Genomic DNA, 26845 nt, shown 5'->3' with positions numbered 1-26845 from the left:
GTGGGCTTTATGGATATTCTCTATGACCTGGTAAGGAAGTGGCAACCAAGGGCACTTAATGTCTGCTTTGAGCGAAAAACGGCCCTAAAGGTTTCGTTTCAAACAGGTGATGATAATTGCTCTCCTGCTGGGCGAGGTTACCTCATCCCAGCACATGAAATATCTCAGGATGCCAGTTTCATCATAATAAGGCCTACTACGATCACCACTGCTGCAAGTATGCGCATCGGCGTAGCAGGCTCTCCCAGAAAATACAGGCCTGCGACAAATGAGCCTACTGCCCCTATCCCGGTCCATATTGTATATGCTGTTCCCAATGGTAATGAGCGCATTGCTGCCGAGAGTAAGGCAAAGCTCGCTATCATACCCACTAGAGTCACTACCGAGTATAACGGGCGTGTGAATCCCTCAGAGAGCTTCATCGCATAAGCCCATAACACTTCAAGTAAACCTGCGGCAACCAGCATTAACCAGGCCATAATTATTCCTTCTGTCTTGGTCCGGGTCGTCCCGTTTAAAGCCTTTGATGTAACGGGTCGTCCCGCTACGGCCTGAATACTGTGAAGCCTGCTGATGGCGTCAGTTTTGGGACACCGCCAGACGTGTAGCAAAACTAATAAAGAGCAGGCCAGTAAGTGTGTTAGCCAGTCGAACCATACGTTGATGTCCACGAAACCACCGGGCCAACACTGCACCAGTTAGCAACAAAATAGATAACCAGATAAAGCTAATGATCTGAAGTGTTGCCCCGAGAAGACTAAAGGCAATGGTCGTATGCGTGGCTACCGGATCGATAAACTGGATAAAAAATGATACGTAAAACAGAATAGATTTTGGGTTCGTTATACTCAGCAGAAATGCTTTCAGGAAGTAATTTTCCTTCCTGATAAGCACCTCTTCGCTTTGTTTGAGAGGGGACCGAAGGGTGGACAAGATGACTTTAAAACCAAGCCAGAAGAGAAAAAGCGCGCCGAGATATCTGACGGCGATAAATATATGCGGGCTTGTCTGAATCAGTGTTGCTATTCCTGCCCAGGCCAGAAAAATGAGAAAAATGTCTCCAAGCATAATGCCAGCCACGCCCCTGTATGCTGCGCCGGTACCTCTGCTTATCCCTGTACGCAGTACATAGAGACTGTTAGGTCCGGGCACTATTATAATAACCAGCGCACCGGCCAGAAAGGTCCAGAAATTCAGTACTCCATAGTCGTGAAACATACCTTCCTCCTCTTAAATAGTTCCTGAAATTGTTCTTTTATCTATGATTTTTAATCGACAGCCAGAGACGGCCCGACAGGGCCATAATAAGTATTGCCGACAGGACACCTAGGCTTAATAGCAGCGGTGCATACGTCCCTGAAGTCATTATCTGGCCTGCTGCAGCGGTACCAAGAGAACCTGCAGTAATCTTCATTGCGCCAACCCAGACGAAGACCTGTCCCCGGCAGGAAGGAGGAGAGTATTCACTGCGTGCGGCGAGCGTGGCGGCGAAAAAGGCTGAATTGAGCATTCCGGTAATGAAGAAGCATATAAATACCGGCACAAAACTGCTGACCACAAAAATGGAAATCAGACCTCCGACAATCAGCCATCCGGTGTTCAGCATCAGCCCATCGGGTTCACCTCTCAGCGGAATAACCATCAGGCATACTGACCCCGCCAGATTACCCGCACCGTAGGCAACCGTCAGAAAAGCAGCAGTGGCTGCAGGTACCCCCAGGATCCCGGACATATTTACAGCAACAACTGGCAGGACTGCGACAGCAAAAGCGACGGCCATCGTCAGATACAGTGTCCTGCGAAGTCGGGTGTGCCTGATCATTAAACCTACCGTTGCGATGGCACCTGCTACCTCTGCTGACTTGCCGGTGTGTGTTATCGGTGGCACCGGTAGCCGCATGATAAAGAAAGCAGCAATAACAGTGCCAAGAGCCAGAAGGTAAAACGCTGCATAAGGAGAAGCCCAGGCGGAGATGGCAGCAACAGCAGAGGGGCCAATCGTGCCACCGAAACCGTAGGTTGCCACGTCAAGACCCTGAGCACGGCGCTGACTTCTCTGGTCCGGACCTGCAATGGCAGGCAGGAATGTGCTGATCCCGCCCGTAAGGAGTGGGCCACAGAGTCCTGCGGCGATAAGTAATAATGCAGTCAAAATTAAAGGGACATGGCCGAAAGTTGCCGTCATTAACCCCGTGATAACGGCATAGGCCAGGCAGGCCGCCGCGATTACCCTGCGCCCGTCACTGGCCGTATCGATCCTGCGGGCAATAAACGGACCCAGCATATGGGGGAGGGTTATGCAGGCAGCCATCCATCCTGTTACCGCGAAATACTGTTCAGATGACTGACACAGTAAGATCACGGCCAGCACCCCGCCGCCATCAGCAATGCGTGCCAGCATTGCGGCACAGGCATAGCGGGCAAGGCCTGCCCTGGCAGAGGTGTTTGTATACCGAAGGGTAGTCATGAAGATTATTGCCCGGTCAGGTTTCAGAAGGACCGGCAGACTGCCGGTCCTGCGGGAGAGTTACTTCAGCTCCAGTGCCGTTATTACACGGGCAATATCCGCGATATCGCCTGCTGACAACGGCTGCAGAGGACGAGGCAGGCAATCCGTATCGGTCAGTCCAAGCACGCCAGCGGCAGCGGCAATAACGCGTATACTTCCGCCATGTTTACGGAACAGCGCCCACAACGGTTCGAGCCGGGTTGTCAGTGCCGTGACGCGGGCATGATCCTGGGCTGCTGCGGCCTCCGTGATCTGTTTTGCTGTTTCCGGGAACAGACCGCCGCACACGGAGTACCAGACCTCACAGCCTGCATTTAATCCCAGCCCGGCATAAGCATCACCACTGATACCGATGGTCATTCCCGGGCGAAGATGTCTGCGTAGCGCATTCACCCGCTCATTGGCCGCTGCCGGGCTGTCAGGTACGCCCGGGATCTTAACTGAACGGACCCCGTTCAGTGATGACAGCAGACCGTGCAGTTCATCCGTAAAGATAAAATGCGTGGTGCCCGGATTATCATAAACGCAAACCGGGACAGAGGCGTGCCGGGTCACCGTCTCAAAAAGTGCGAAGACTTCTTCATCACGGAGTGACTGGTAGCTTACCGGTGGGAGTAAAAGGGCATCTGCGCCTGCAGCCTGCGCATCATCTGCCAGGCCCAGGATGGCATCGGTACTGACCGCCCCCACGCACACCATCATTGGAATATCACCGGCATGCTGTTTTGCCAGAGTAGCAATGCGCTTGCGCTGTTCGCGGGTCAGGTAGGCATAGCTTCCGGTTGAACCCAGAATACCCATAGAATCAACGCGTGCCGCCGTAAGGCGGGCCAGAATTTTAATGAACCCCTGTTCGTCGACGCCGCTGGCAGTGATCGGGGTTAACGGAAATGCAGACAAGCCGGTAAACATTGTGTTTCTCCTGAATGATATTACTCTTATTGCTCTTCGATGAGAGCCACATCAAACCACAGACCAGGCATCATTTTTTCAAGGCCGTCGGTCAGCATCTTTCCGGCTTCATGAAGCTTCTCCAGCGGCATCTGCGGCAGACTTTCCAGGATGAACCACATTTCCTGCGCTTCCACGCCCAGACGGGTTCTGATCCCCTGTCTCCAGTTCCAGCGGCGGCAGGTCACGCCGATATCATCACACCAGATGACCTCACCCTGTGAAGGGTATTCAATGGCGGGCTCGCCTTCTTTGACGGTATCAAAAGGCTCGGTGCCTTTTGCCACAACCAGACGCGGTGAACCCTGATAGGCAGAGATATTCTCTCCACCAACCGGCACGGCATACTGCAGGCTGACGGCGTTATAGAGATCCACTACCGGGTCGAGCGCCGGCATTTCACCATCGCGAAGAACGCGTTTACGGAGCGCATCGGCTGAGCAGGGTGTACGTTTGGGTTTAGCACCAAACCCCTGAAACACCTTCGCCCATGCAGCGAGATGATCCTCAGCCCATTCAGGTGCGCCCGCCAGTACCGCAGCGCAGGCTTCTTTCAGCGCTGTTTCACCAACGTGAGGATTTTGCACCGCTGCTGCCTTCACGGTGATACTGAGAGCACGGAAACCGGGGGCGATACCATAAACATCCGGGGCAATTGACGGAGAGACAGTTAACACGTGATAATCCTGTAATGACCAATTTATTACATGATATCGACCTATGACCAAAAAAGTCAATTTAGTGACCGATGCCGGTGCAGATGTCAGTCTGGTGAACGAAGCTGTTTCACTCCGGATTAAGCAGTACCGTAAGCAAAAAAAATTGTCTCTCGACGAGCTGTCAAAACGAGCAAATGTCAGTAAAGGCATGCTGGTAGAGATAGAAGGGTGTAAGGCCAACCCAAGTATTGCCCTGTTGTGCCGCCTCGCCGCTGCAATGGGTGTATCCGTTGCGGATTTTGTCGATGTCAGCGCAAAACCTGACGTTCACATTATTGGCGATACAGAAATCCCTGAACTCTGGAAGGGAGAAAAAGGCGGTAGCGCAAGGCTTCTTGCGGGCTCAGGCGGGCCTGATATGACAGAACTCTGGATGTGGGAAATGCAGGCAGGTGAAAAATTTACTTCGCCAGGACACCCTCCGGGAACGCTTGAGTTGCTGTATGTGCAATCAGGAACGCTCACGCTGGGTGTGAATGAGAGTCTTTTCCAGGTGATGACTGGTTATTCCGCCACAGCCAGAACGGATGTACCTCATTTCTATGAAAACCAGGGTGAAGGAACACTGAGATTCATCATGACGGTTAATGAAAAAGCATCCTGAGGGATGCATCACAGGATATTCACTGTCCTCAGGCACAAGGAGAATATGATCATGCGTAAGCCATCCGGTCTTTTAGTCACCCTGATGGAACTCAAGAAATATCAGGAAATTGCTTTTTATGACCTGTTACTTTCCCCGGCGTGCCATTCCCTGCCCGAAATTGTTCGTACAGGCTCTTACTGGCTTTATCATATTCATATTGTGGACAAAATATTTCGCGCTCACCTGTGCGGTGAAAGACATGGTTTTACGTCCACGGTGAGCGATGATGTCCCGGAACTACGAATGCTGAGACAAGAGGCCATTAACAGTAATGACTGGCTTATTGCCTACGCAGGGTCACTGACAGCAGACATTGCCACCGAGAGCGTTCAGTTCACATTCACAGACGGAGCACCTGGCGATATGACGCGTGAAGAAATTCTTCTGCATCTGCTCACTCATGCCAGTTATCACCTGAGCACCTGCAGTCCGTCACTGGAAAAAAAACAGCTTCCAGTTCCTTCTATGCTACTCACTACCATGCTGGGCTCATCACGAGGATATAACTTGTGAGCGAACAATATCTGACCTTTAAAAATGACCGCTTTACGGTAACCACCAACCCTGCGTTTTTTCAGATAGCCGCCATCCGTGATTATCTGTCTCAGTCATCCTGGGCTCCCGGGATTGATGAAGAAACGGTTCGGGTATCCGTGCAGAACAGTCTGTGTTTCGGCTTACTCGACGGTGCTGACCAAATCGGGTTTGCGCGCCTGGTTACAGACTATGCTACCTTTGGTTATCTCTGCGATGTCTATGTAATTGAAACGTATCAGAAGACAGGGCTTGGACGCTGGCTGGTCGAGTGTTGTCATGCCCACCCTGTAATGTCACGTCTGCGACGCATAATGCTGGTAACGGACAGTGCCCCCTGGCTTTATCAGAAGCTCGGATATACCCCCTTAAACCGGCCAGATTTTGTCTGGCAGATCAATCGGCCCGACATCTATCGTAAGGCCGGGCAAAAATGAGAATACGTTTCAGAGAGTAATGTAAATGTTAATTCGTAGAGCCAGGCCCTTTGATGCAGAAGAGCTTGCCATTTTAGCCGAACGAACCTTCAGAAAGACCTTCCAGGAAGGTAATACTCAGGAGGATATGGATCTTCACTGCCAGGCAAGCTACTCAACAGATATCCAGTTGAAGGAAATTCTCAGACAAGACTGGATTACATTAGTCTGCGAATATGAGAGCAAACTAATCGGATATGCCCAACTGAGGTGGGAAGAGTTTCCTCTGTGTATAAATAGCATCCACGCCGGAGAAATCCTCTGTCTCTATGTTGATGAGCCTTACCATGGCAAAGGGGTTGCACAAGCACTGATGCAAAAGTGCTTTGCTGAATTTGAAGAAAAGGGATCGGATCCTGTCTGGTTGGGTGTATGGGAACATAACCCAAGGGCAATCTCTTTTTACCTTAAGCTTGGTTTTACCGAGGTGGGTGAGCATATCTTTGAGGTTGGGTCAGATCCGCAGAGAGATATCATTATGAAACGCTCAATTTGTGTTAGCTGAGCAGTTCCCTTTTGGCACCAAGCAGACCTTTGAGCCAAGCCCAATATCTGAGCTTAGTCTTTCATCACACTCACTGATACTTGCGGCCTGGTTATTACTCCTCCATTTACTTAAGCAATTCGCTAATTAGGCACCTACTGCTGGCTGCTCATGAGGTGGTATAAAAATTAAGGCTGGTAACCACTTCCGTATCCACCAGAACAGCAGGGGGGACTGGGTACCTGCAGTGGTCATCGGGCAGGTAACCGGAGCTGGCAGGTTCGCAAACGAGAGGTTCGCAGAGTTTTGCCTGTTTATCAGCGCGAACCAGAGGAGCGCCAACGCCTGCTGGATGTTTGCGGAGTGGTACCGGCAAACTCTCGAACTACGAGAGTTTCGTAGTGCTTGCCACCGTGCTGCCCGTTCATTCGCCATGTCATATGGTTTGTGAGCCATTGGCAGTGGCTTGCAAATGGTGAGGTGGATTGGCGAAGCCGCTGTAAGCAGCATCCGGATCGCACCGGTATCCAAACGCGAGGTATCCACGCTGGTATCCACCAGAACGGCAGGGAGTGGACTGGATACCTGCAGTTGGTCACCGGCCCGGCAGCCGGATAGAGCGGTTGCCAAACATGAGGTTTCCAAACAGGTTTCCAGCGAAAAGGTGGTTTCTCAGTGGCAACTTAACGCATAGCCGCCGGGGTTCACGCATAACGGCACCAGCCAGTGAAGTATCTCCTGGCGGGCATTACAATGCTGATCACCACCAGCAGGGAGATGAACCATGACGCCACGTGAAATAGAGTTACTGACCATTGCCAAGCTCGAGCATGACGGCCACCAGCTCGAAGCGGTAGAACTGCGGAAACTGAAGCGGCAGCTGGAAGACGGAGCGGCATTATCCAAGCGGTACCGTGAAATGATGACCGGCCCCGTATACCGGTGGAGTAAGCCGGTACCGCGGCGGTGAGGGACTGGGATAAACAGTCCTGTTTTGGGATAACTGGGATAACCTTGGGATAAACTCAACCTCTTAATCTCATGATATCAATGACATATTTCGAAGTTATCCCGTTATCCCAAAAAAATCGGCACTTTTCTGCTTATATAGAGAATCCGATGGCGACCCCATTGGAAGTTAAGCTGGTTCTGGAGCCGGAAAACCGCCAAGCAGCGATCGTATGTGTATAGGAATGTGTATAGAAACAATTTAAAAACTCATGGTTTTGCTCTATTGCTGGGTTGGTTGTGGTTTGTTATAAGCCCTTCGCCGCTCCAGTTCTCTCCCCAGGTAAAATCGTTCGAAAAACGCCATTTCTTTCAGCATACTGCACAGTCGTGTTTATCACTCGTTTTGAATAAAAATCTTCATTTAACGCATATCCATTCAGTGCTAGCATGACAGGTCTGTTTTAGTACTTCTGGAGATGGCTATGCTGGACATAACAAACTTTGGGCTTTTTGCCCTGTCTGTTTTTCTTCTTTCCGTGACACCAGGGCCTGATATGGCCTATGTGATAGGTCAAAGCGTGGCTAACGGAAGACGATCGGGGGTCATCTCTGCTGCTGGTGTAGCATTAGGTAGCTGTACTCATGCTGTAGCAAGCGCAGTGGGATTAACGGCATTGATTACCGCTTCTCCGTTGATGTTCACCATCATCAAGTATCTCGGTGCGGCTTATCTTATTTATCTCGGCAGTAAGATGGTTTTGGGCACCTTCGCAAAACAAACCACGAATCACAGCGAAGCTGAACCCGTTAAGACAAAAGCTAATCTTACGAATCTGCTTTCTAAAGGCTTCATTACAACTTTAACCAATCCGAAGGTTCTGTTGTTCTTTATCTCCTTCTTTCCTCAGTTCGTTTCACCCGGAGGCGAGCACCAAACAGCCTCTTTTCTGATCCTGGGGATGGCTTACGCGCTGATCGCTTTTTTGACGGATTTAACCTTCGCCATACTTGCAGGAAGCGCCGCGGGTGCCGTCTCACAAAATAGAGGATTGCAGAAGATCTTAGATCGGATTGTGGGTGTGACGTTTATTGGATTAGGTTTAAGGCTGGCTCTGACACGTCGTTAAAAAATGAGGGGGCGTTTCGCCCCCTTTTATTAGATTAATGTTTTCACATCAAAATCTATGTTTGTATTGGTATCGGCTTCGTAATTAACCTCTTCGAATCCAAAACCAAACAACTTCAGGAACTCTTCTTTATAAGCAATGTAATCTGTTAACTGTTCCAGATTTTCATCGGTAATCGTCGGCCATATTTCGCGACACGCTTGCTGCACGTCTTCCCGCAGTTCCAGATCGTCCATGCGGATTCGCTGCTCGTCATCGAGTTGGGCATTACCCCCATACAGGCTGGTTGTCATCAGACGATTAATTTGCTCGATACAACCTTCGTGGATCCCACGGTCTTTCATGAGCTTGAACACGATAGAAATATAAAGCGGCATGACAGGAATGGCTGAGGATGCCTGGGTGACAACAGACTTTAATACCGCGACGTTTGCAGCGCCGTTGAGAGGAGCCAGCTTGTTGCGTAACGCTTCCGCAGCCCGATCCAGATCTTCCTTCGCCTTACCCAGCGCGCCGTGCCAGTAAATAGGCCAGGTCAAATCTGTGCCGATGTAGGAGTAGGCAACGGTCTTCACGCCGTCAGCCAGAACGCCCGCGTTATTCAGGGCATCAATCCACAGTTCCCAGTCCTCGCCGCCCATCACGGTAACCGTATTACGTACTTCTTCTTCGGTTGCCGGTTCGATGCTGGCGGTAATGATCTGATCTTTGTTGGTATCAATGGCTTTAGAGGTATAAACCTCACCGATTGGCTTCAGCGCAGAACGAACTACTTCGCCTGTTTTTGGCATCTTTCTTACCGGAGACGCCAGCGAATACACCACTAAATCAATCTGACCCAGATCTTCTTTGATGAGCTTGATGACTTCGTCGCGGCATTCATCGGAGAATGCATCGCCGTTAATGCTTTTCGCGTAAAGTCCTTCACGTTTCGCCGCTTCATCAAAAGCCGCAGAGTTGTACCAGCCCGCAGAGCCAGGCTTGGTATCCGTTCCCGGTTTTTCAAAGAAAACACCGATAGTAGAAGCACCGCCGCCAAATGCAGCAGAAATTCTGGATGCAAGCCCGTAACCCGTGGAAGCGCCGATCACCAGCACACGCCGAGGGCCATCAGTGAGTTTTCCGTTTTGGCGGACGTACTCGATTTGTTTGTTTACGTTGACCTGGCAACCAACCGGATGTGTGGTGGTACAGATGAATCCACGAATCTTGGGTTTAATTATCATGTTGATTTTAATCCATATTCAAAATTTCTTTAACATACAATTAATGATAACTCTTTTAGGAACAGTTGTAATGAAGAATACGCCTTCATTAACTAACCATCAGATTGATAATGGTTTTGTTAAAACGTAACTGTTATTAGATTTCAGCGTCATCACTGCAGGGCCAGAATTCTTCCTGCAAAATTACGTCAATAAGAACTGAGTCAGCATCTGTACAAAATACAACGCACAAGCAATCTTTATTACCAGAAACCCCCATCTGACATCGCGCCATGCATGGCGTTCTCTGGCATCAGCTTGTGCAATGGCAGGATCAGCGGGTTGTTTTTTTCGCTTTGGTTTGAGGAGATCCCAGATCCAAAGGGCAAATAGCAAAACAACTAATCCTTTCAAAAGTAGCGGGTTATCCATAGCGAATCCTAAGCTCCGGGAGGTTTGCCGATCAAAAAAACAGACTAACCGAAAGGCCTTTCATTAACCATGGTTACTGAATGATGCCGGGCGCGAAAGGGAGTGGATCAATGTATTAAATAAATGTTAACTTTTTGAAGCTGCATGCCAGCGCTATGTTTGTTCCCGAACCCATAATAACCATAGAGGCAATGTCATGGATAACGAACTGCTGGAAGCGGGATACCGGGCCTATACCGGTGAGAAAATTGACGTCTACTTCAATACCGGTATTTGTCAGCACGCGGGAAACTGCGTGCGTGGCAGCGCCAGACTCTTCAACCTGAAACGTAAGCCGTGGATCATCCCTGATGAAGTGGATGTTGATACGGTGGTGCGTGTGATTGACACCTGCCCAAGCGGCGCACTCAAATACCGCCACAAATAAGCGAGAAACTATGGAAATTCAGGAAGGCCATAACAAGTTTTATGTCAATGATGCCGAAGGTAATCAGGTCGCGGAGATCGTCTTTGTTCCCACCGGCGAACACCTCAGCATTATTGAGCATACCGATGTCGATCCCAGCCTGAAAGGGCAGGGCGTGGGCAAACAGCTGGTGGCGAAGGTGGTAGAGAAGATGCGCGCAGAGAACCGCAAAATCATTCCCCTGTGTCCGTTTGCGAAACACGAATTTGATAACACCCGCGAGTATGACGATATCCGCGCCTGAGACCGAACGGCTCCGGCTCCGGCAGTGGCGACCAGAGGATCTGGCGCCATTTGCCGCGCTGAACAGTGACCCGGAGGTGATGGGCTGTTTTCCCGCGCTCCTGAGTCGGGAAGAGAGCGACGCCCTGGCGGAACGTTGTCACGCCCTCATTGACCTTAACGGCTGGGGCTTCTGGGCTGTAGAGGAGAAGGCCAGCGGAACGTTGATCGGCATGGTCGGCCTGCACCATCAGCCCGATCGTTTTTCGTTTTCCCCCTGCACCGAAATTGGCTGGCGGCTGGCGAAACCGTTCTGGCACAAGGGATTCGCCTGTGAAGCCGCCACGGCCTGCCTGGCGTACGCCTTTGAGGTGCTTGCGCTGGACGAGGTGGTCTCTTTTACCTCCATCCATAACCTCCCTTCCGAGGCGTTAATGCAGCGCCTGGGAATGACCCGGCAGGGGCACTTTCTGCATCCGGGCCTGCCGGCGGATCACCGGCTTGCCACTCATGTGCTTTATAGCCTTTCCCGGCAGCGCTATCTCACGCATCCCCGCTTTACGCAATAAACATCACCGACACGCATAACACCCCGACAATCAGCGTCAGCACATTGCCAACGGAGCGGTAAGGCTTCAGGGCCGGGATCAGGAAGGTCGACAGGGTCGGCATGATAAACAGGATCATGGCAATGAGCGGCCCGCTGATGGCGTAGATCATCGAGATGGCATTGGGATTAATGCAGCACACCGCAAAGGTGATCAGCGAGACTCCCATCACCGACACGGCCCGATTAAAGGCCCGGCTTTTCTTTACCCCAACCTGATTTAACCCTGACTTCACCATCTCCGTCGCCCCCTCAATCACGCCAAAATAGGTGCCGAGAAACGACTTCGACATTGCGATGATGGCCACCACAATCCCGGAGATCCCAAGCCAGGAGGGGGAGGAGGGCATCATCGACAGCGCAGAGAGAATGGTGACCCCTTCCTCTTTGGCGGCGACGATGTACGACGGGGGGATCGACAGCAGGCAACTGAAGACGAAGAACAGCACGCTCAGGCAGATGATCAGATACGCCACCTTCATGATGCGGGTACATTTGCCCATCGCGGCGTCGCCATATTTCTCCTGCCGATCGACGGCAAAGGTCGAAATAATCGGGGTATGGCTGAAGGCGAACACCATCACCGGAATGGAGATCCACACCTGGTGCAGAGTGTGTTTATCCACGCTCATCTGGCTGGTGAGCAGCGCGGGCTGCCAGCTGTGGGTGAGATACAGCGACACCAGCAGGAAGTAAGCAATCAGCGGAAAGACCAGAAAACCCATCACCCGGATGGTGACATGACGCCCCATCAGGAAGATCAGATTTAACGTCAGCACCACGCCCAGACTGACCAGCACCCGCACGGTCATATCCACCGTTATATGCTTCGCCAGCTGTTCGGTCAGCGAGTTGGTGATCGCCACGGCATAGATCTGCACCACCACAAAAAAGGCGACGAAGTAGAGGGTGGTGATCAAATTGCCGATCTTTTTCCCGTAGTAGTGCGTCACCGCACCGGTGATCCCTTCGCTACCTTTAGTTTTTGCCGAAAGGATGAACTGGCATAACGCTTTGTGGGGCCAGTAGGTGAATGGATATGCCACGAGGGCGGTGATAAACAGGACGACAGCGCCCGCAGATCCCAGCTGGATGGGCAGAAACAGGGTTCCTGCGCCCACGGCCGTGCCGTACAGGGCAAAGCTCCAGAGGGTCTCTTCTTTAGACCAGATTTTCGACATGAGAGAAACGTATCAACTATAAAACCAACAAAAAGGAGACTATTTTACCATAATCATCAGTTGGCGTGGCGGTTGGCGCGGGTTTAAGCGGGCCGGAAAGCATTTCCGGCCGGAGGGATTAAGACGTGGCGGTCTGGCGCTGCTGGCGGCGCTTCATCACGCGATCGCGCAGGGTGTCGTACGCCCAGTTATAAAGCATGGTGTACGGCAGGAAGAAAATAAAGAAGCCAATCTCCAGGGTGAACGCCTGCAGCAGGCTCACGCCCAGCACCAGCGACACAATGCCGACGCCGATAAAAATAAACCCGACCTCAAAGCCGAGGGCATGCAGGGCGCGGACTTTGGCGGTGCGGGTGACAACATGCCGCGGCCACAGTCTGTCAAAACCGGCGTTATAGATGATGTTCCAGATCATCGCCGTGGTGGCGAGCAGAATAGTTAATCCGCCCATCTCCAGCACCGGGCGCTGCATCAGCCAGGCGGTAGTCGGGGCGAGGATCGCCGTGGCAATCCCTTCGAATAAGACGGCGTGGAAGATACGCTCCGGCAGTTTTCGGTGTTGAATATCGTTGTGCTGCATAACCTGATACCTCATTAACTTGCCAGGATGGGCAGAATCAGGCCGCTATTTTTATCGCTAAAACTGATATATAAAAGTTAGATTCCATCGATAAAGTAGATACATCATGCGCTACTCACCCGAAGCCTTAACCGCTTTTGTCGAGACGGTTGCCGCGGGCTCGTTCTCCGCCGCCGCCCGCCGTCTGCGTAAAAGTCAGTCCACCATTAGCACCGCCATCGCCCATCTGGAAGACGACCTCGGCTTTGCGCTGTTCGATCGCAGCGCCCGCCAGCCGGTGCTTACCGCCCAGGGCAAGCAGGTGCTGGGCTACGTTCAGTCGATCCTTGCCGCCAGCGCGCGGCTGGACGAGCTGGCGGTCTCCCTCAGCGAAGATACCGAAGCGCGGCTGACCTTTGTGCTCTCCGATACCCTGCACCCGGACGTGCTGGAGGAGATGCTGTTTCGTTTTGACGAGCGTTTTCCCCATACCGAATTTGAGTGCCTGATCGGTGAAGAGGAGGATGTCATCGACCTGCTGCAAAAAGGGCGGGCGCACATCGGCCTTACCGAGGCGCGGGAGAACTATCCTACCGACATCGCCGCCGTCCGCCTGCCGATGCAGACCCACATGGCGATCTATACCTCCGCCACCCATCCCCTGGCCGCGCAAAGCCGCACCGAGGCCGATGAACTGCACGGCTGGCGGGAGCTGCGCCTGAACACCTATCTCGAGCGCGAACCGGTGCTGGCCCAGGGGCCGGTGTGGTCAGCGCCCAACTACTTGATGTTGCTCAGCATGGCGGTGCAGGGCTTCGGCTGGTGCGCGCTGCCCTGTGCGCTGGTGGCGGAGTTCGCCCCTGCGAACGCGCTGGTGCAGATCAACGTGCCGGGCTGGCCACGTTCGGTGGCGATCGATCTGGTGTGGAATAAACGCTCCCCGCCGGGGACGGCGGGAAACTGGCTCCGGCACTGGCTTCAGCACCAGGCGGATCCGGTGTGATGAATACGACATTCACCTGATCGGTACCGAAATTTAAAAGGACTACACTTAATGGGGTGAATTAACCGGCGAGAAAAGACATGAACGCTAAAAATACCATTACGCCCCGGGCACTGATGCTCTCCGCCAGAGACTGGGTGCCGAATCATCCCCATCTGCCGGTGCTGATCTATAAAGGGGTGCTATCGGAAGGCGATATTGCCAGCCAGTTTGAACAACGCTTTGCCGACAACGGGTGGCCGCCCCAGTGGCGCGATGGGATTTTCGACTATCACCATTACCACTCCACTGCTCATGAAGTGCTGGGGGTTGCCCGGGGGGCGGCGCGCCTGATGATTGGCGGTCCGGGGGGAGAAGAGATCGAGGTCGAAGCCGGGGACGCGCTGTTATTGCCTGCGGGAACCGGGCATTGCCGCTTATCCGCCACGCTCGATTTTCAGGTGGTGGGGGCGTATCCGCCGGGAATGGAGTTCGATCTCTGTAAACAGGCGGCAACGCCGGCAATACTGGCGCGTATCGTTGCGCTGCCGTTTCCTGAATCGGACCCGTTAAATGGCAACTCGCCCGCCTTGACCCAGTACTGGAAATCTCCGCCCTTCAGCCAGTGAAGGGCGGACTGGCGTTACTTGCCCGTATAAATATCAAAGCTGAAGTAGCGTGAGGCGAGCTTTTTGTAGGTGCCGTCGGCCAGGATCGCCGCGATAGCGCCGTTCAGCTCCTGACGCAGCTTGTCATCCTCTTTGCGCAGGCCAATCGCCGCTCCGGCACCAAACAGGGCATCGTCCTGTAGCGCACTGCCGACAAAGGCAAACTCTTTACCCTGCGGCTTGCTGAGGAAGCTGTAATCCGCCATCACCCCGGAGAGCACCGCGCCGTCAATACGCCCGGACTCGAGGTCGCGGATCACCTGATCGGCACCCTGATAGGCCACCACGTTAACGCCCTTGCCGCGCCACTGCTCGTTGGCATAAGTTTCCTGGGCAGAACCCTGCTCAACGCCGATGGTTTTCCCCTTGAGCTGATCCACGCTGTTGCCGGTGAGGCTGTTTTTACGCGCCACCAGGAAGGCCGGGCCGCTGTAGATCTTATCGCTGAAGGCAATCTGCTCTTTACGCTTCTCAGTGATATACATCCCGGAGAGGATGGCATCAAATTTACGCGCCTTCAGGGAAGGGATGATGCCGTCGAAGTTGCTTTCAACCCAGACGCATTTCGCCTGCAGCTGTTTGCAGATGGCATTGCCCAGATCGATATCAAAACCGACCACCTCGCCCTGCGGGTTTTTCGACTCGAAGGGGGCAAAGGTCGGATCCACGCCAAAACGCAGCTCTTTGATCTCACCCGCAAACGCGGATGACGTGGCCAGCAGTGCTACCAGCGGTAAAAGGTATTTTTTCATTATCTGTCCCTGTCTTAACGGCAATAGTTTTCAACCAAACGGGCAAAGAAGGAGGCCCCGGTGGTAATGATCTCGTCATTGAAGTCGTAGCCGGGGTTATGCACCATGCAGCCGCCTTTTTCCCCTTTCTCGCCGTTGCCGAGCAGGAAATAGCTGCCCGGGCGTTGCTGGAGCATAAAGGCAAAATCTTCACTGCCGTTGGACGGGGAGACGCTGTCGAGCACCGCATCCTCGCCAAAGAATTCGACGGCCAGCTGGCGGGCAAACGCGGTCTGTTCCGCATCGTTGACCAACACCGGGTAGGAGTCGTAAATCTCCACTTCGCTGGTGGCACCGTAGCTGCGGGCGGTGAAATCGGTCAGCTCCTGAATGCGGCGGATCAGCAGATCGCGGATCTCCGGCTTCATCGAACGTACCGTTAGCTCCATCACCGCGCTGTCCGGGATCACGTTGGAGGCGATGCCCGCCTGGAAGGTCCCGACGGTCACCACGGCGGTTTCACCCGGCGGCACGTTACGCGCCACAATGCTTTGCAGGGACATGATCAGGGCCGCTCCGGTCACAATCGGATCCACGGTGCGTTCAGGGTGCGCGCCGTGTCCGCCGTACCCTTTGAGGGTAATTTTCACGGTATCGGCGGAGGCCATAAAGTTGCCTTCATAGAAGCCAAACTTACCGGTCGGCAGGTAAGGCATATTGTGCAGGGCAAAAATACGGTCGCAGGGGAAGCGGTCAAACAGTCCGTCTTTAATCATTAAATCCGCGCCGCCAATCGCCTCTTCGGCAGGCTGAAAAATAAGGTGCACGGTGCCGTTAAACTGGCAGGCGTCGGAAGCGATATATTTCGCTGCGGCCAGCAATATCGCCGTATGGCCGTCATGGCCGCAGGCGTGCATTTTGCCCGGTACGGTGCTGGCCCAGGGTAAATCGGTGGCTTCAAAGATCGGCAGGGCGTCCATATCGGCGCGCAGGCCGATGGATTTGCTGCCCTGGCCTTTGCTGAGCGAACCCACCACGCCGGTTTTTCCGATTTCGCGCGTCACCTGATAACCCCAGCCTTCCAGCTGGCGAGCCACCAGGTTACTGGTATTAAACTCTTCGAGGCTTAATTCAGGATTGGCATGTAAATGACGGCGAATGGCGATGATTTCTTCTTCTGATTCTTTTATTTCTGGAATGATACAGTCGGACATTTGTTACTCCAGTGTAAACGCGTGTTTGCAACTCCTAACTTATCGCCGTGTCGGCATAATGCAAATGCGTTCTCTTATAATTAGCGCGGAAATTATAAGTTGTGTGAATACATGCAAGGCTTTACGGCGAGGCATGCAAAATGAATGGCCGATCCTTTGTGATAAAACTCACTTTTTTTAAACAATTACATCATTAGTTGATAACACATACTCTAGTATGTGCGGTGTCATTTTGCGCAGAGGTTGAGATGAAAGACGTCGTGATAGTGGGTGCGTTGCGCACAGCAATTGGCTGTTTCCAGGGAGCGCTCTCACGCCACTCTGCGGTAGATTTGGGCAGCGTGGTGGTCCGCGCGCTGGTGGAGCGCAGTGGCATTGAGGCCCACGAGGTCGACGAGGTGATCCTCGGTCAGGTGCTGACCGCCGGGGCCGGGCAAAACCCTGCCCGCCAGGCCGCGCTGAAGGGGGGATTACCCAACACCGTCTCTGCCATTACCATCAACGACGTCTGTGGCTCCGGGCTCAAGGCGCTGCACCTGGCAACCCAGGCAATCCAGTGCGGTGAAGCCGACGTGGTGATTGCCGGGGGTCAGGAGAACATGAGCCGCGCGCCACACGTTCTGACCGACAGCCGCACGGGCGCCCAGCTGGGGAACAGCCAGCTTATCGACAGCCTGGTGCATGACGGGCTGTGGGATGCCTTCAACGATTACCATATGGGCGTGACGGCGGAAAACCTGGCGCGGGAATACGGTATCACCCGTGAGCGTCAGGACGCTTACGCCCTGAGCTCTCAACATAAAGCCCGGGCCGCCATCGACGCAGGCCGCTTCCGGGATGAGATTGTCCCGGTCAGCGCCCGGAAGCAGAACGGTGAACCTCTGCTGGTAGATACCGATGAACAGCCACGCACCGATGCCAGCGCCGAAGGGCTGGCGTTGCTCGATCCGGCCTTTGAACTCACGGGTTCGGTCACTGCCGGGAATGCCTCCTCTATTAACGACGGTGCCGCCGCCGTGATGATGATGAGCGAAAGCAAAGCCGAAGCGCTGAATCTGCCGGTGCTGGCGCGGATCAAAGCCTTTGCCAGCGTTGGCGTGGATCCTGCCCTGATGGGGATCGCCCCGGTGCATGCCACGCGCCGCTGCCTGGAGCGGGCAGGGTGGCAGCTGGCGGATGTCGATCTGATTGAAGTGAACGAAGCCTTTGCCGCCCAGGCGCTGTCGGTGGGCAAAATGCTTGAGTGGGATGAGCGGCGGGTCAATGTTAACGGCGGGGCGATTGCGCTGGGTCACCCCATCGGCGCATCAGGCTGCCGTATTCTGGTCTCACTGGTGCATGAGATGGTGAAACGTGATGCCCGCAAAGGGCTGGCTACGCTGTGCATCGGCGGCGGGCAGGGCGTGGCGCTAGCCATAGAACGTTAATTCGCTTTGATTTATATCAACCCAAACAGGCCTCCCGTTGCGGAGGCTTATTTGTTTGTGAGCTTTGTCATATTTTTACCCTTGTAAGTAAATTCTCAAACATCCCCGAAATATTTACTTCATTCCCTGAATCGCTAATAACACTTTAGTGTGATCCCGATCCGTTAAATTCCGCTTAAAAGCTCTCTTTTGTTGATATTGCTCACGCCTGGCTTTGCCAAAAAAAATGAAACAAATAATTACGATCATGATCACTAAAATTACGTGTTTAAAAAAATAAAATGCAATTCCATAAAAACGAAACATCATTTTAAACGAGGGTTTTTCCATGTTTAAGAAATCTCTGGTCCTTGCTTCTCTTATTGGCGCGTCTTTCGCAGCTCAGGCTGTCACCGTCGACCTGCGTCACGAATACATTGATACGGGTACCAACGCAGACCGCGTGGCAGTTTCACACCGTTTTGATAATGGCTTTGGTTTTTCTGTCGAAGCGAAATGGAAATCCGGCGGTGATAAAGCTGACCAGCCGTTTTCCGATGTGGTAGGTAATGGTCACGAAGACCAGATTAGCTGGCGCTGGAAGGCCAACGATAATATTTCCCTGACGCCGGGCTTTACGGTCGAAAGTAAAGAAAGCAACACTATTTATAAACCATTCCTGCAAGCGCAATATAGCTTCGACAATGGTTTCTATATTTCCGGTCGTTACCGCTATGAGTACACCCGTTATCCTTCAACCCCGGACAGAGAAGACGATAAAGTTAACCGTGGTGATGCGTGGATTGGCTGGGTGATGGGTGACTGGCGTACCGAGCTGAACTACGTTTACGCGAAAAGCTCCGAAGGCAATATTCGTAACAACAACAAAGATTACTCCCAGGAATATAACGTCAAGCTGGCGTACAAAATTGATAAAAACTGGTCCCCGTATGGTGAAGTGGGTAACGTCGGTGTGAAAACAACGGATGAACGCCAGACCCGTCTGCGTGTCGGTGTAGCCTACTCGTTCTAATAACAAGCAGTACCTCCGGGATAAACCGGCTCGTATGAGCCGGTTTTTTTATGCCTGCAATTTATGATGGCAGCGATCGGCAGACAAAAAAAAGCCCTCCATAAAGAAGGGCAAGGCCAGTTACAGGAACACAAACACTTACTTTTTACTCACGCAACAGTTCAGGTTGCTCAGGAAGCTTCGCAATATAGAGAGCAGGTTTGCCGTCTTTATCGGAACTAAACAGGACCGCTTTATCATCCGGGGTAAAGGATGGATGCGGATGGGTTACCTGGCGGCTGTTCGCCACGGTTGCCCAGGAGGTATCGTGACGGGCGATGCGGAAGTAAGCCTTTTTCGCCACGTCGAACGCATACAGATAAGGGTCGTTATCGATGGTGTAACCGCTGGTGTCCTTCACGTCGACCGGAGTACCGGAACCATCGCCCACCAGCATTGTGCCGTCAAAGTTACTCATCAGATGCGAACAGGCTGGCATCTGCATCACCGCGCTGTTCTCCCCGGTATCCGGGTTGAAGCTGTACACGGTACGGCCTTGTTGACCTTTCAGATAAGAGACATACACCAGCGCCGAGCCGTTCGGTACCCAGAATTCATGGGTGCAGCTTTCGCCTTCCGCATGCTCTTTTACCTTACGCACGTTGCTGCCGTCTTCGTTAACCATCCACATGCGGGCATCCACCAGATCGTGCGGACCTTCGTGGCAGAACGCAACGGTGTTGTCATCAAACGGACGGTAGATCGGGTGGCCGAGCCAGTTTTTCTCTTCGTGGATCACGCTGCTTTCACCGGTCTGTAGGTCGACGCGCAGCAGGCGGCAATGCGGGCCTTTGTGGAAGAAGTCATGGAAGATTTTCCAGTCGTTCAGCGGGGTCCAGTCGCGCTTCGCAATTTCGATACCCACCAGTTTGGTGCAGTCAGAGTTGGCGACCCAGGTGCCGTAGCCGACCCAGTCGTCGCTGACGCGGTACACTTCACGCTCGACAAGCGTCGTCAGATTGACTTCCAGCAGGGTGCGATCGTTCTTAACGTAATAGAGGGATTTATCATCCGGTGACAGGAAGCCGCCGAAGGTGTTATCCCCCGCGCCTTCGGTTAACTGCACCGCTTCGGCCTTCTTCAGATCCAGCAGATAGTAGTTCCAGTGGCCATCGAATTCGCCGGCAAACAGCAGATGACTACCGTCGTTGAAAAAGCACTTTTGATAGAAGTAGTTACGATGACAGGTAACTTCAGGTGGGGTCAGACGGGTCACTTCCACGCCTGTATCCGGATCGCGACTGACCTCATAGTTCAGTTTGACCCGCATGCCTTTTGCCATGATGCGCTCCTTGAATTCGACAGCAGGGTTTTGCCTGCGGTCCGATCGATAAAATATGAGTTTAAAAACTGGGTGTTAAAATATCAAAACATTGTTTCAATGTGTGTGACTGGTGGCGCACTTCTGAAGGAAAACCCCGCAAAATCATCCTCTTCTTTACATCTGTTCAGAATTTTATCATCCCGGAATCAATTTTTTATTCTTGTTTAACTTATTGTTTAAATTGCAAATTAACCAGGTGGTTTTAAAAAACTGTTTTAAGAAAGCGATGTCAACTCCCTGACAATCGTGATCGCAATTGCAATTTTGAGATTAACTGGCAGAAAAAGTGAAACAACGTTTTAAATGTAATTGAAAACCCATTTCACAGCAGATAATATGTGCTCATCATGAAAACGGAACGCCGTTTTGTTAATTATCCAGGCCTTTGAGGCCGATAAATTCTGGAGGTTAATGTGGAAGTCAGACAAAGCATCCACAGCGCGCATGCAAAAACGCTGGATACCCAGGGTCTGCGCGATGAGTTTTTAGTCGAGAAAGTGTTTGTCGCGGATGAGTACACCATGGTGTACAGCCACATTGACCGCATCATCGTTGGCGGCATCAAGCCGGTGACCAAAACGGTCTCCGTGGGTGGTGAAGTGGGCAAGCAGCTCGGCGTGAGCTTCTTCCTTGAGCGTCGTGAGCTGGGCGTGATTAACATCGGCGGGCCGGGCACCATCACCGTTGACGGTCAGTGCTACGAGATTGGTCATCGCGACGCCCTGTACGTTGGGAAAGGCGCGCAGGAAGTGGTCTTCGCCAGCGTCGATAGCAGCAAACCGGCGAAGTTCTACTATAACTGCGCCCCGGCACACACCACTTATCCAACCAAAAAAGTGACCCCGGCGGACGTCTCTCCGGTCACTCTGGGTGACAACCTCACCAGCAACCGCCGCACCATCAACAAATACTTCGTTCCTGATGTGCTGGAAACCTGCCAGCTCAGCATGGGTCTGACCGAGCTTGAGCCGGGCAACCTGTGGAACACCATGCCGTGCCATACCCACGAGCGCCGCATGGAAGTGTACTTCTACTTCAACATGGAAGAGGACGCCTGCGTATTCCACATGATGGGACAGCCGCAGGAAACTCGCCATATCGTGATGCATAACGAGCAGGCGGTGATTTCGCCAAGCTGGTCGATTCACTCCGGCGTGGGCACGCGTGCCTATACCTTCATCTGGGGCATGGTGGGTGAAAACCAGGTCTTCGATGATATGGACCACGTAGCCGTTAAGGATCTGCGCTAGTCGCGGACAGTTAAGCACAAACTTGCCTGTTCGTTCAGGCGCTGAAAGATAAAGGATAAAAAATGATTCTGGATGCATTCTCTCTGCAGGGTAAAGTTGCGGTCGTCACCGGTTGTGACACCGGTCTGGGCCAGGGTATGGCGGTAGGTCTGGCGGAAGCCGGCTGTGACATCGTCGGCATCAACATCGTTGAGCCACAGGAGACCATCGAGCGTGTGACTGCGCTGGGCCGTCGTTTCCTGAGCCTGACCGCCGATCTGCGTAAAATCGACGCCATTCCTGAGCTGCTGGATCGTGCGGTGGCTGAATTCGGTAAAATCGACATTCTGGTCAACAACGCCGGTCTGATCCGTCGCGAAGATGCGATTAACTTCAGCGAGCAGGACTGGGACGACGTGATGAACCTGAACATCAAGAGCGTATTCTTCATGTCTCAGGCGGCAGCGAAGCACTTCATCGCGCAGGGCAACGGCGGCAAAATCATCAACATCGCCTCCATGCTCTCTTTCCAGGGCGGCATCCGTGTGCCTTCTTACACCGCGTCCAAAAGCGGCGTCATGGGCGTCACCCGTCTGCTGGCGAACGAATGGGCGCAGCACAACATCAACGTCAACGCCATCGCTCCGGGCTACATGGCCACCAACAACACCCAGCAGCTGCGTGCTGACGAAGAGCGTAGCGCGGCGATCCTCGAGCGTATCCCGGCGGGTCGTTGGGGTCTGCCGAGCGATCTGATGGGGCCGGTGGTGTTCCTGGCCTCCAGCGCATCTGACTACATCAACGGCTACACCGTAGCGGTTGATGGCGGCTGGCTGGCGCGTTAATTCTCGCGCCTGTCAAAAGACCTCTGCCCCCGGGCGGAGGTTTTTTTTGTCCTGAATCAGACATTGTCCATATCGTTTAAAGAGGAAAATCCATAGTCATTTTACGAAAAGGGCATGCATCACATCTTTAGTGTCTAAAAATCATGTTATTAACAAAAAGTGGGGAATATTCATCCCTGTTTTAAAGTGTAATGTCCATCACAGATCGCACCTTGCCAGCTGATAAATCCATATTTTCACGTTATACGACCTGACACTTTCTCAGGGTTTCTCGTAATTTCATTTAACGTCTTCGCTGTTCAGGCAGGAAAATATGACATCTATTAACGACTCTACCTTTATGCCCCGCGCCCTGCGCGATACCCGCAGGATGAACCTGTTTGTGTCCGTTTCCGCCGCGGTGGCCGGTTTACTCTTTGGGCTGGATATCGGCGTGATTGCCGGTGCGTTACCCTTTATCACCGATCACTTTACGCTCAGCAACCGCCTGCAGGAGTGGGTGGTGAGCAGTATGATGCTGGGCGCGGCATTGGGGGCCCTGTTCAACGGCTGGCTCTCGTTCCGCCTGGGCCGAAAATACAGCCTGATGGTGGGCGCCGTTCTGTTTGTGGCCGGTTCACTCGGCTCCGCGTTTGCCACAGGCGTTGAGGCGTTACTGCTTTCTCGCGTGCTGCTTGGCGTAGCCGTGGGGATTGCCTCCTACACCGCTCCTCTTTACCTCTCGGAGATGGCGAGCGAAAACGTACGCGGCAAAATGATCAGCATGTACCAGCTGATGGTCACGCTCGGTATCGTGCTGGCCTTTCTTTCTGATACGTATTTCAGCTACAGCGGCAACTGGCGCGCGATGCTGGGGGTTCTGGCATTACCGGCGATATTGCTGATTGTGCTGGTGATCTTTTTGCCCAATAGCCCACGCTGGCTGGCGCAAAAGGGGCGTCACGTCGAGGCGGAAGAGGTGCTGCGGATGCTGCGCGATACCTCGGAGAAAGCGCGTGAAGAGCTGAATGAGATCCGCGAAAGCCTCAAGCTGAAACAGGGGGGCTGGTCGTTATTCAAAATAAACCGCAACGTCCGTCGGGCGGTCTTCCTCGGCATGCTGTTGCAGGCGATGCAGCAGTTTACCGGCATGAATATCATCATGTATTACGCGCCGCGTATTTTCAAAATGGCCGGCTTCACCACCACCGAACAGCAGATGATCGCCACCCTGGTGGTTGGCCTGACCTTTATGTTTGCCACCTTTATTGCGGTGTTTACCGTCGATAAAGCGGGCCGTAAGCCAGCGCTTAAAATTGGTTTTAGCGTGATGGCGCTGGGGACGCTGATCCTCGGCTACTGCCTGATGCAGTTTGATAACGGTACGGCGTCCAGCAGCTTGTCCTGGCTCTCGGTGGGGATGACGATGATGTGCATCGCGGGTTATGCGATGAGTGCCGCCCCGGTGGTGTGGATCCTGTGCTCTGAAATTCAGCCGCTAAAATGCCGCGACTTTGGCATCACCTGTTCCACCACCACGAACTGGGTATCGAACATGATCATTGGCGCCACCTTCCTGACCCTGCTGGATGCTATCGGCGCGGCGGGAACCTTCTGGCTTTATACGGTGCTGAACGTGGCATTTATTGGTATCACCTTCTGGCTGATTCCTGAAACCAAAGGCGTCACCCTGGAGCACATCGAGCGCAAGCTGATGGCAGGGGAGAAGTTAAGAAATATCGGCGTGTGAGGTTAATGCCCGGCGGCGCTTCGCTTGCCGGGCCTACAAAACCGTAGGCCGGGTAAGGCGTAGCCGCTACCCGGCTTTTTTACACCCGGGCGAGATACAGCGCCGGCATCCCTTCTTCGTCCGAGGTATACAGCACCCACTTATTATCCGGTGAAAACGACGGATGCGGGTGGGTCACCTGGCGATCGCCGTCCAGCACTTTCCAGCTGGTGTTGTGCTGGCAAATGGCCGTTTGCGTGCCTTGTGCAATATCGAATACCCAGATGAAAGGATCGTTGAGGCTAATATCCCCGGTATTGTGCGGGGCGCCATCACCGACGATCAGCGAGCCGTCGTGGTTACTCATCAAATGAGAGCAGGGGGGGATCGCCATCAGCTGACGATTCTCCAGCGTCGCGGGATCGGCGCTGAAAAGATAGCGCTTAGGATCGTTCTCCTTGTGCGCCACGTAATAGAGCGCCGAGCCGTCCGGCACCCAGAATTCGTGAGTAAAGCTCTCGCCCGCGGCGTGCTGGCGTACCTTACGCAGATTGCTGCCATCTTCGCCGATCAGCCACATCCGCGCATCAATCGCATCGCGCGGGCCTTCGTGACAAAAGGCTACCGTGCTGTCGTCGAACGGGCGATAAATGGGGTGCCCGAGCCAGCGTTTTTCCTGCAAAATTACTCGCCGTTCGCCGGTTTGCAGATCGATGTTGATCAGGCGGCATTCCGGGTTGGTGAAGTAAAACGCGCGGAACTTGCTCCAGTCGGTAAGCGGCTGCCAGTCGCTGCTTTTGATTTCGATGCCCACCAGCTTCGTGCAGTCAGAGTTCGCCACCCAGGTGCCGTAGGCCACCCAGTCGCTATCGACCTCATACACCACATACTCTTCCAGGCTCTCGAGATCGACGCGTCTCAGCTCGCGGCTATTTTTCACGTACCACAGAGAGTTGTCGTCAGCCGAGAGGAAGCCGCCGAAGGTGTTGTCGCCCGCGCCGTCGGTCAGCTGGGTCGCCTTTTGCTGCTCAATATCCAGCAGATAGTAGTTCCAGTGCCCCTCAAAGGCACCGCCAAAGATCAGCTTGCTGCCATCGCGGGTAAAGCATTTCTGATAGAAGTAGTTACGGTGACAAATAATGTGCGGCGGCGTCAGGCGTATCACCTCATGTCCGGTTTGATTGTCCTGACGGGTACGAAAACTCAGGGGGATGATTTTTCCTTTCATGATATGTTCCTTCAGATAAAAAAATACCCCACCGCATAACGGCAGGGTATTGATAATCTAAGATAATTAGCGCATTGCGCGTTTCAGGATACGTTCTGCCTGACGCTGGAAGTCAGCGGCAGTCTCTTCCACGGTTTTCTGACCGTAGTCGATGTACTGCAGGGAGGTGCCGAACTGGGCCACGATCTGCGGATCGTCAAAGTATGGCGATACGGAGAGTTTGGCTGGCAGAGACTGCGCCAGGCGCAGACCGGCAACCGCCGGATCGTTCTCTTTAATGGTGCCGTCTTCGGTCAGGTATTTCACCGCCACTTTGCTCAACGGTACGCCACGCTCCAGGCCCAGGGTCTCAACACCTTCTTTGCTGTTCAGCAGGAAGTTGATGACTTTCGCTGCGGCTTCCGGGTTTTTGGTGGATTTACCGATTGAGAGCATCTGAGCAGGTTTAAAGAACAGACCGGCATCCGTTGCACCCGGCAGCATTGGGTAGCTACCCAGCTCCAGCTTCGCTGGTGGCTTCAGGTTGTCGGAGTATTTCTTGATGGTGGAGTTCCACATGTAGGTCCCGCCCCATTCCCCCTCGATCCACGGCTTCATCTCATACATGTTGCTCTTACCGAAGGAGGCGTAGTACTTGGTGTCCGGCATCACGTGGCTGTCGATCAGCTTTTTATAGGTCTGGAAGAACTCCACCCACTGCTCTTTGCTGTAGGAGAATTTCTTCGCCTGCTCGTCGACTGCCGGGATGTTGTACTTCTGGATCATGTATGAGTTCAGCAGCGCCAGGGTATCCTGGTGCTCCAGCACGACCGGGTAATACTGTTTGCCCAGTTTGCTCTCGAAGGCTTTACCCGCCGCCATCAGCTCATCCCAGGTTTTGGGGTATTCAACGCCCGCTTTTTTCCAGACTTCATCGTTGAAGTAGAAGACGCGCGCGGTGACGGAGATTGGGATCCCGTTCAGCTTGCCGTTCACCGTGGTGGACTGCAGCTCTTTTGGATCGAACTGAGACAGGTCGATAACGTCCTTCATTTTGTTCAGGTCGTAGAAGCCGTCGCCGGTTTTGGAGAAGATCGGCAGCCAGTTCCAGTTGGTCTGCATCACGTCAGGCTCGGTGCCGCCCGCAATCTGCGTGGTCAGGCGCGACAGGTGACCATCCCAGCCGGTGTATTCCGACTTAACGTTAATATCCGGGTTCTGCTTGTGGAACTCTTCCAGAGCTTTCAACGTGACTTGGTGACGGCCATTGCCGCCCCACCAGGACATACGCAGATCGGTGCTGTCCGCAGCAAAAGTGGGTAGGGCACTCATTCCAAAGGTAGCGGAGATAACGGCGCTTAAAAGCACTTTTTTCATTTTTATAACTCCA

General features: G+C 53.3%; 30 protein-coding genes. 16 read left to right on the top strand and 14 right to left on the bottom strand.

Annotation, left to right across the window (positions count from 1 at the left end):
• Positions 1-164: 164 nt before the first annotated feature.
• The 5 genes from V7Q49_RS17240 to V7Q49_RS17220 all read right to left on the bottom strand — a co-directional run bounded on the left by V7Q49_RS17240 (position 165) and on the right by V7Q49_RS17220 (position 4137).
• Complete coding sequence (locus tag V7Q49_RS17240) at positions 165-479, bottom strand: DMT family transporter (RefSeq protein ID WP_333853825.1); 315 nt, start codon at positions 477-479, stop codon at positions 165-167.
• Positions 480-579: 100 nt separating this feature from the next.
• A complete protein-coding gene (gene leuE, locus V7Q49_RS17235; RefSeq protein ID WP_333853823.1) occupies positions 580-1218 on the bottom strand; it encodes a leucine efflux protein LeuE in 639 nt (212 codons plus the stop codon).
• Positions 1219-1255: 37 nt separating this feature from the next.
• Positions 1256-2401 carry an MFS transporter gene (locus tag V7Q49_RS17230; RefSeq protein WP_333853821.1) on the bottom strand — a complete coding sequence of 382 codons (1146 nt, stop codon included), beginning with the start codon at positions 2399-2401 and terminating at the stop codon, positions 1256-1258.
• A gap of 126 nt (positions 2402-2527) precedes the next feature.
• Positions 2528-3421, bottom strand: a complete 894-nt coding sequence (locus V7Q49_RS17225; protein ID WP_333853819.1) for a dihydrodipicolinate synthase family protein — start codon at positions 3419-3421, stop codon at positions 2528-2530.
• Between the two features lie 26 nt (positions 3422-3447).
• Positions 3448-4137: a B3/B4 domain-containing protein gene (locus V7Q49_RS17220; protein WP_333853817.1), complete on the bottom strand. Its 690-nt coding sequence runs from the start codon at positions 4135-4137 to the stop codon at positions 3448-3450.
• Positions 4138-4180: 43 nt separating this feature from the next.
• Between V7Q49_RS17220 and V7Q49_RS17215 the strand changes: the two genes are divergently transcribed.
• The 6 genes from V7Q49_RS17215 (at position 4181) to V7Q49_RS17190 (ending at position 8397) form a co-directional block, all read left to right on the top strand.
• Complete coding sequence (locus V7Q49_RS17215; protein ID WP_333853815.1) at positions 4181-4783, top strand: helix-turn-helix domain-containing protein; 603 nt, start codon at positions 4181-4183, stop codon at positions 4781-4783.
• A gap of 51 nt (positions 4784-4834) precedes the next feature.
• Positions 4835-5338, top strand: a complete 504-nt coding sequence (locus V7Q49_RS17210; RefSeq protein WP_333853813.1) for a DinB family protein — start codon at positions 4835-4837, stop codon at positions 5336-5338.
• Complete coding sequence (locus V7Q49_RS17205) at positions 5335-5796, top strand: GNAT family N-acetyltransferase (protein ID WP_333853811.1); 462 nt, start codon at positions 5335-5337, stop codon at positions 5794-5796. Before V7Q49_RS17210 ends, V7Q49_RS17205 begins: the two co-directional genes overlap by 4 nt.
• Positions 5797-5821: 25 nt before the next feature.
• The gene (locus tag V7Q49_RS17200; RefSeq protein WP_333853809.1) at positions 5822-6340 is read left to right on the top strand and encodes a GNAT family N-acetyltransferase; all 519 of its coding nucleotides are present in this window, start codon (positions 5822-5824) and stop codon (positions 6338-6340) included.
• A 763-nt stretch (positions 6341-7103) separates the two neighbouring features.
• Positions 7104-7289: a hypothetical protein gene (locus tag V7Q49_RS17195; protein ID WP_333853807.1), complete on the top strand. Its 186-nt coding sequence runs from the start codon at positions 7104-7106 to the stop codon at positions 7287-7289.
• Between the two features lie 463 nt (positions 7290-7752).
• Positions 7753-8397, top strand: coding sequence for a LysE family translocator (locus tag V7Q49_RS17190; protein ID WP_333853805.1), 645 nt, complete (start codon positions 7753-7755; stop codon positions 8395-8397).
• A gap of 29 nt (positions 8398-8426) precedes the next feature.
• Here V7Q49_RS17190 and fabV read toward each other — a convergent pair whose 3' ends face one another.
• Positions 8427-9623 carry an enoyl-ACP reductase FabV gene (fabV, locus tag V7Q49_RS17185; RefSeq protein WP_333853803.1) on the bottom strand — a complete coding sequence of 399 codons (1197 nt, stop codon included), beginning with the start codon at positions 9621-9623 and terminating at the stop codon, positions 8427-8429.
• A gap of 183 nt (positions 9624-9806) precedes the next feature.
• Positions 9807-10034 carry a hypothetical protein gene (locus tag V7Q49_RS17180; RefSeq protein ID WP_333853801.1) on the bottom strand — a complete coding sequence of 76 codons (228 nt, stop codon included), beginning with the start codon at positions 10032-10034 and terminating at the stop codon, positions 9807-9809.
• A gap of 196 nt (positions 10035-10230) precedes the next feature.
• On the opposite strand from V7Q49_RS17180, the gene yjdI reads away from it, so the two are divergent.
• Genes yjdI through V7Q49_RS17165 form a run of 3 tightly spaced genes read left to right on the top strand, consistent with a single transcriptional unit; the run spans position 10231 to position 11291 of the window.
• Complete coding sequence (gene yjdI, locus V7Q49_RS17175; RefSeq protein WP_333853799.1) at positions 10231-10461, top strand: 4Fe-4S mono-cluster protein YjdI; 231 nt, start codon at positions 10231-10233, stop codon at positions 10459-10461.
• 10 nt (positions 10462-10471) lie between these two features.
• Positions 10472-10744, top strand: a complete 273-nt coding sequence (locus tag V7Q49_RS17170) for a GNAT family N-acetyltransferase (protein ID WP_039029866.1) — start codon at positions 10472-10474, stop codon at positions 10742-10744.
• Positions 10725-11291 (top strand): GNAT family N-acetyltransferase, encoded by a 567-nt coding sequence (locus tag V7Q49_RS17165; RefSeq protein ID WP_333853797.1) that lies wholly within the window; start codon positions 10725-10727, stop codon positions 11289-11291. The genes V7Q49_RS17170 and V7Q49_RS17165 overlap by 20 nt, the downstream gene beginning before the upstream one ends.
• On the opposite strand, the gene V7Q49_RS17160 is transcribed toward V7Q49_RS17165, so the two are convergent.
• Positions 11281-12510 carry an amino acid permease gene (locus V7Q49_RS17160; protein WP_333853796.1) on the bottom strand — a complete coding sequence of 410 codons (1230 nt, stop codon included), beginning with the start codon at positions 12508-12510 and terminating at the stop codon, positions 11281-11283. The genes V7Q49_RS17165 and V7Q49_RS17160 overlap by 11 nt on opposite strands.
• A gap of 118 nt (positions 12511-12628) precedes the next feature.
• Positions 12629-13090: a multidrug/biocide efflux PACE transporter gene (locus tag V7Q49_RS17155; protein WP_333853794.1), complete on the bottom strand. Its 462-nt coding sequence runs from the start codon at positions 13088-13090 to the stop codon at positions 12629-12631.
• Positions 13091-13196: 106 nt separating this feature from the next.
• On the opposite strand from V7Q49_RS17155, the gene V7Q49_RS17150 reads away from it, so the two are divergent.
• Positions 13197-14072 (top strand): LysR family transcriptional regulator, encoded by an 876-nt coding sequence (locus V7Q49_RS17150; RefSeq protein WP_333853792.1) that lies wholly within the window; start codon positions 13197-13199, stop codon positions 14070-14072.
• An 80-nt stretch (positions 14073-14152) separates the two neighbouring features.
• Positions 14153-14680 (top strand): cupin domain-containing protein, encoded by a 528-nt coding sequence (locus V7Q49_RS17145; protein WP_333853790.1) that lies wholly within the window; start codon positions 14153-14155, stop codon positions 14678-14680.
• 14 nt (positions 14681-14694) lie between these two features.
• Here the strand turns inward: V7Q49_RS17145 and V7Q49_RS17140 are convergent, their stop codons facing one another.
• Complete coding sequence (locus V7Q49_RS17140) at positions 14695-15471, bottom strand: ABC transporter substrate-binding protein (protein WP_333853788.1); 777 nt, start codon at positions 15469-15471, stop codon at positions 14695-14697.
• Between the two features lie 14 nt (positions 15472-15485).
• Positions 15486-16664 carry a M20 aminoacylase family protein gene (locus tag V7Q49_RS17135; protein WP_333853786.1) on the bottom strand — a complete coding sequence of 393 codons (1179 nt, stop codon included), beginning with the start codon at positions 16662-16664 and terminating at the stop codon, positions 15486-15488.
• A gap of 248 nt (positions 16665-16912) precedes the next feature.
• Between V7Q49_RS17135 and V7Q49_RS17130 the strand changes: the two genes are divergently transcribed.
• Both V7Q49_RS17130 and V7Q49_RS17125 read left to right on the top strand, forming a co-directional pair.
• Complete coding sequence (locus V7Q49_RS17130; RefSeq protein WP_333853784.1) at positions 16913-18091, top strand: acetyl-CoA C-acetyltransferase; 1179 nt, start codon at positions 16913-16915, stop codon at positions 18089-18091.
• A gap of 328 nt (positions 18092-18419) precedes the next feature.
• Positions 18420-19103 (top strand): oligogalacturonate-specific porin KdgM family protein, encoded by a 684-nt coding sequence (locus V7Q49_RS17125; protein ID WP_333853782.1) that lies wholly within the window; start codon positions 18420-18422, stop codon positions 19101-19103.
• 145 nt (positions 19104-19248) lie between these two features.
• Here V7Q49_RS17125 and V7Q49_RS17120 read toward each other — a convergent pair whose 3' ends face one another.
• A complete protein-coding gene (locus V7Q49_RS17120) occupies positions 19249-20424 on the bottom strand; it encodes an oligogalacturonate lyase family protein (RefSeq protein WP_333853780.1) in 1176 nt (391 codons plus the stop codon).
• Positions 20425-20879: 455 nt separating this feature from the next.
• On the opposite strand from V7Q49_RS17120, the gene kduI reads away from it, so the two are divergent.
• From kduI to araE, 3 genes are all read left to right on the top strand, one after another.
• Positions 20880-21716 carry a 5-dehydro-4-deoxy-D-glucuronate isomerase gene (kduI, locus tag V7Q49_RS17115; protein WP_333853778.1) on the top strand — a complete coding sequence of 279 codons (837 nt, stop codon included), beginning with the start codon at positions 20880-20882 and terminating at the stop codon, positions 21714-21716.
• A 62-nt stretch (positions 21717-21778) separates the two neighbouring features.
• On the top strand, positions 21779-22540 hold the full coding sequence (kduD, locus tag V7Q49_RS17110) for a 2-dehydro-3-deoxy-D-gluconate 5-dehydrogenase KduD (protein ID WP_032613810.1): 762 nt from the start codon (positions 21779-21781) through the stop codon (positions 22538-22540).
• Positions 22541-22835: 295 nt separating this feature from the next.
• The gene (gene araE, locus V7Q49_RS17105; RefSeq protein WP_333853969.1) at positions 22836-24269 is read left to right on the top strand and encodes an arabinose-proton symporter AraE; all 1434 of its coding nucleotides are present in this window, start codon (positions 22836-22838) and stop codon (positions 24267-24269) included.
• Positions 24270-24348: 79 nt separating this feature from the next.
• On the opposite strand, the gene V7Q49_RS17100 is transcribed toward araE, so the two are convergent.
• Entirely contained in the window at positions 24349-25476 is a 1128-nt protein-coding gene (locus V7Q49_RS17100) for an oligogalacturonate lyase family protein (RefSeq protein WP_333853776.1), read from the bottom strand.
• Positions 25477-25542: 66 nt separating this feature from the next.
• Complete coding sequence (locus tag V7Q49_RS17095; RefSeq protein ID WP_333853774.1) at positions 25543-26832, bottom strand: ABC transporter substrate-binding protein; 1290 nt, start codon at positions 26830-26832, stop codon at positions 25543-25545.
• Positions 26833-26845 lie beyond the last annotated feature (13 nt).

It is taken from the genome of Leclercia sp., from assembly GCF_036780805.1.
Lineage (GTDB): Bacteria > Pseudomonadota > Gammaproteobacteria > Enterobacterales > Enterobacteriaceae > Enterobacter.
Note: the sequence above shows the minus strand (reverse complement) of the source record. Positions and strands in the feature narration are given on the sequence as shown.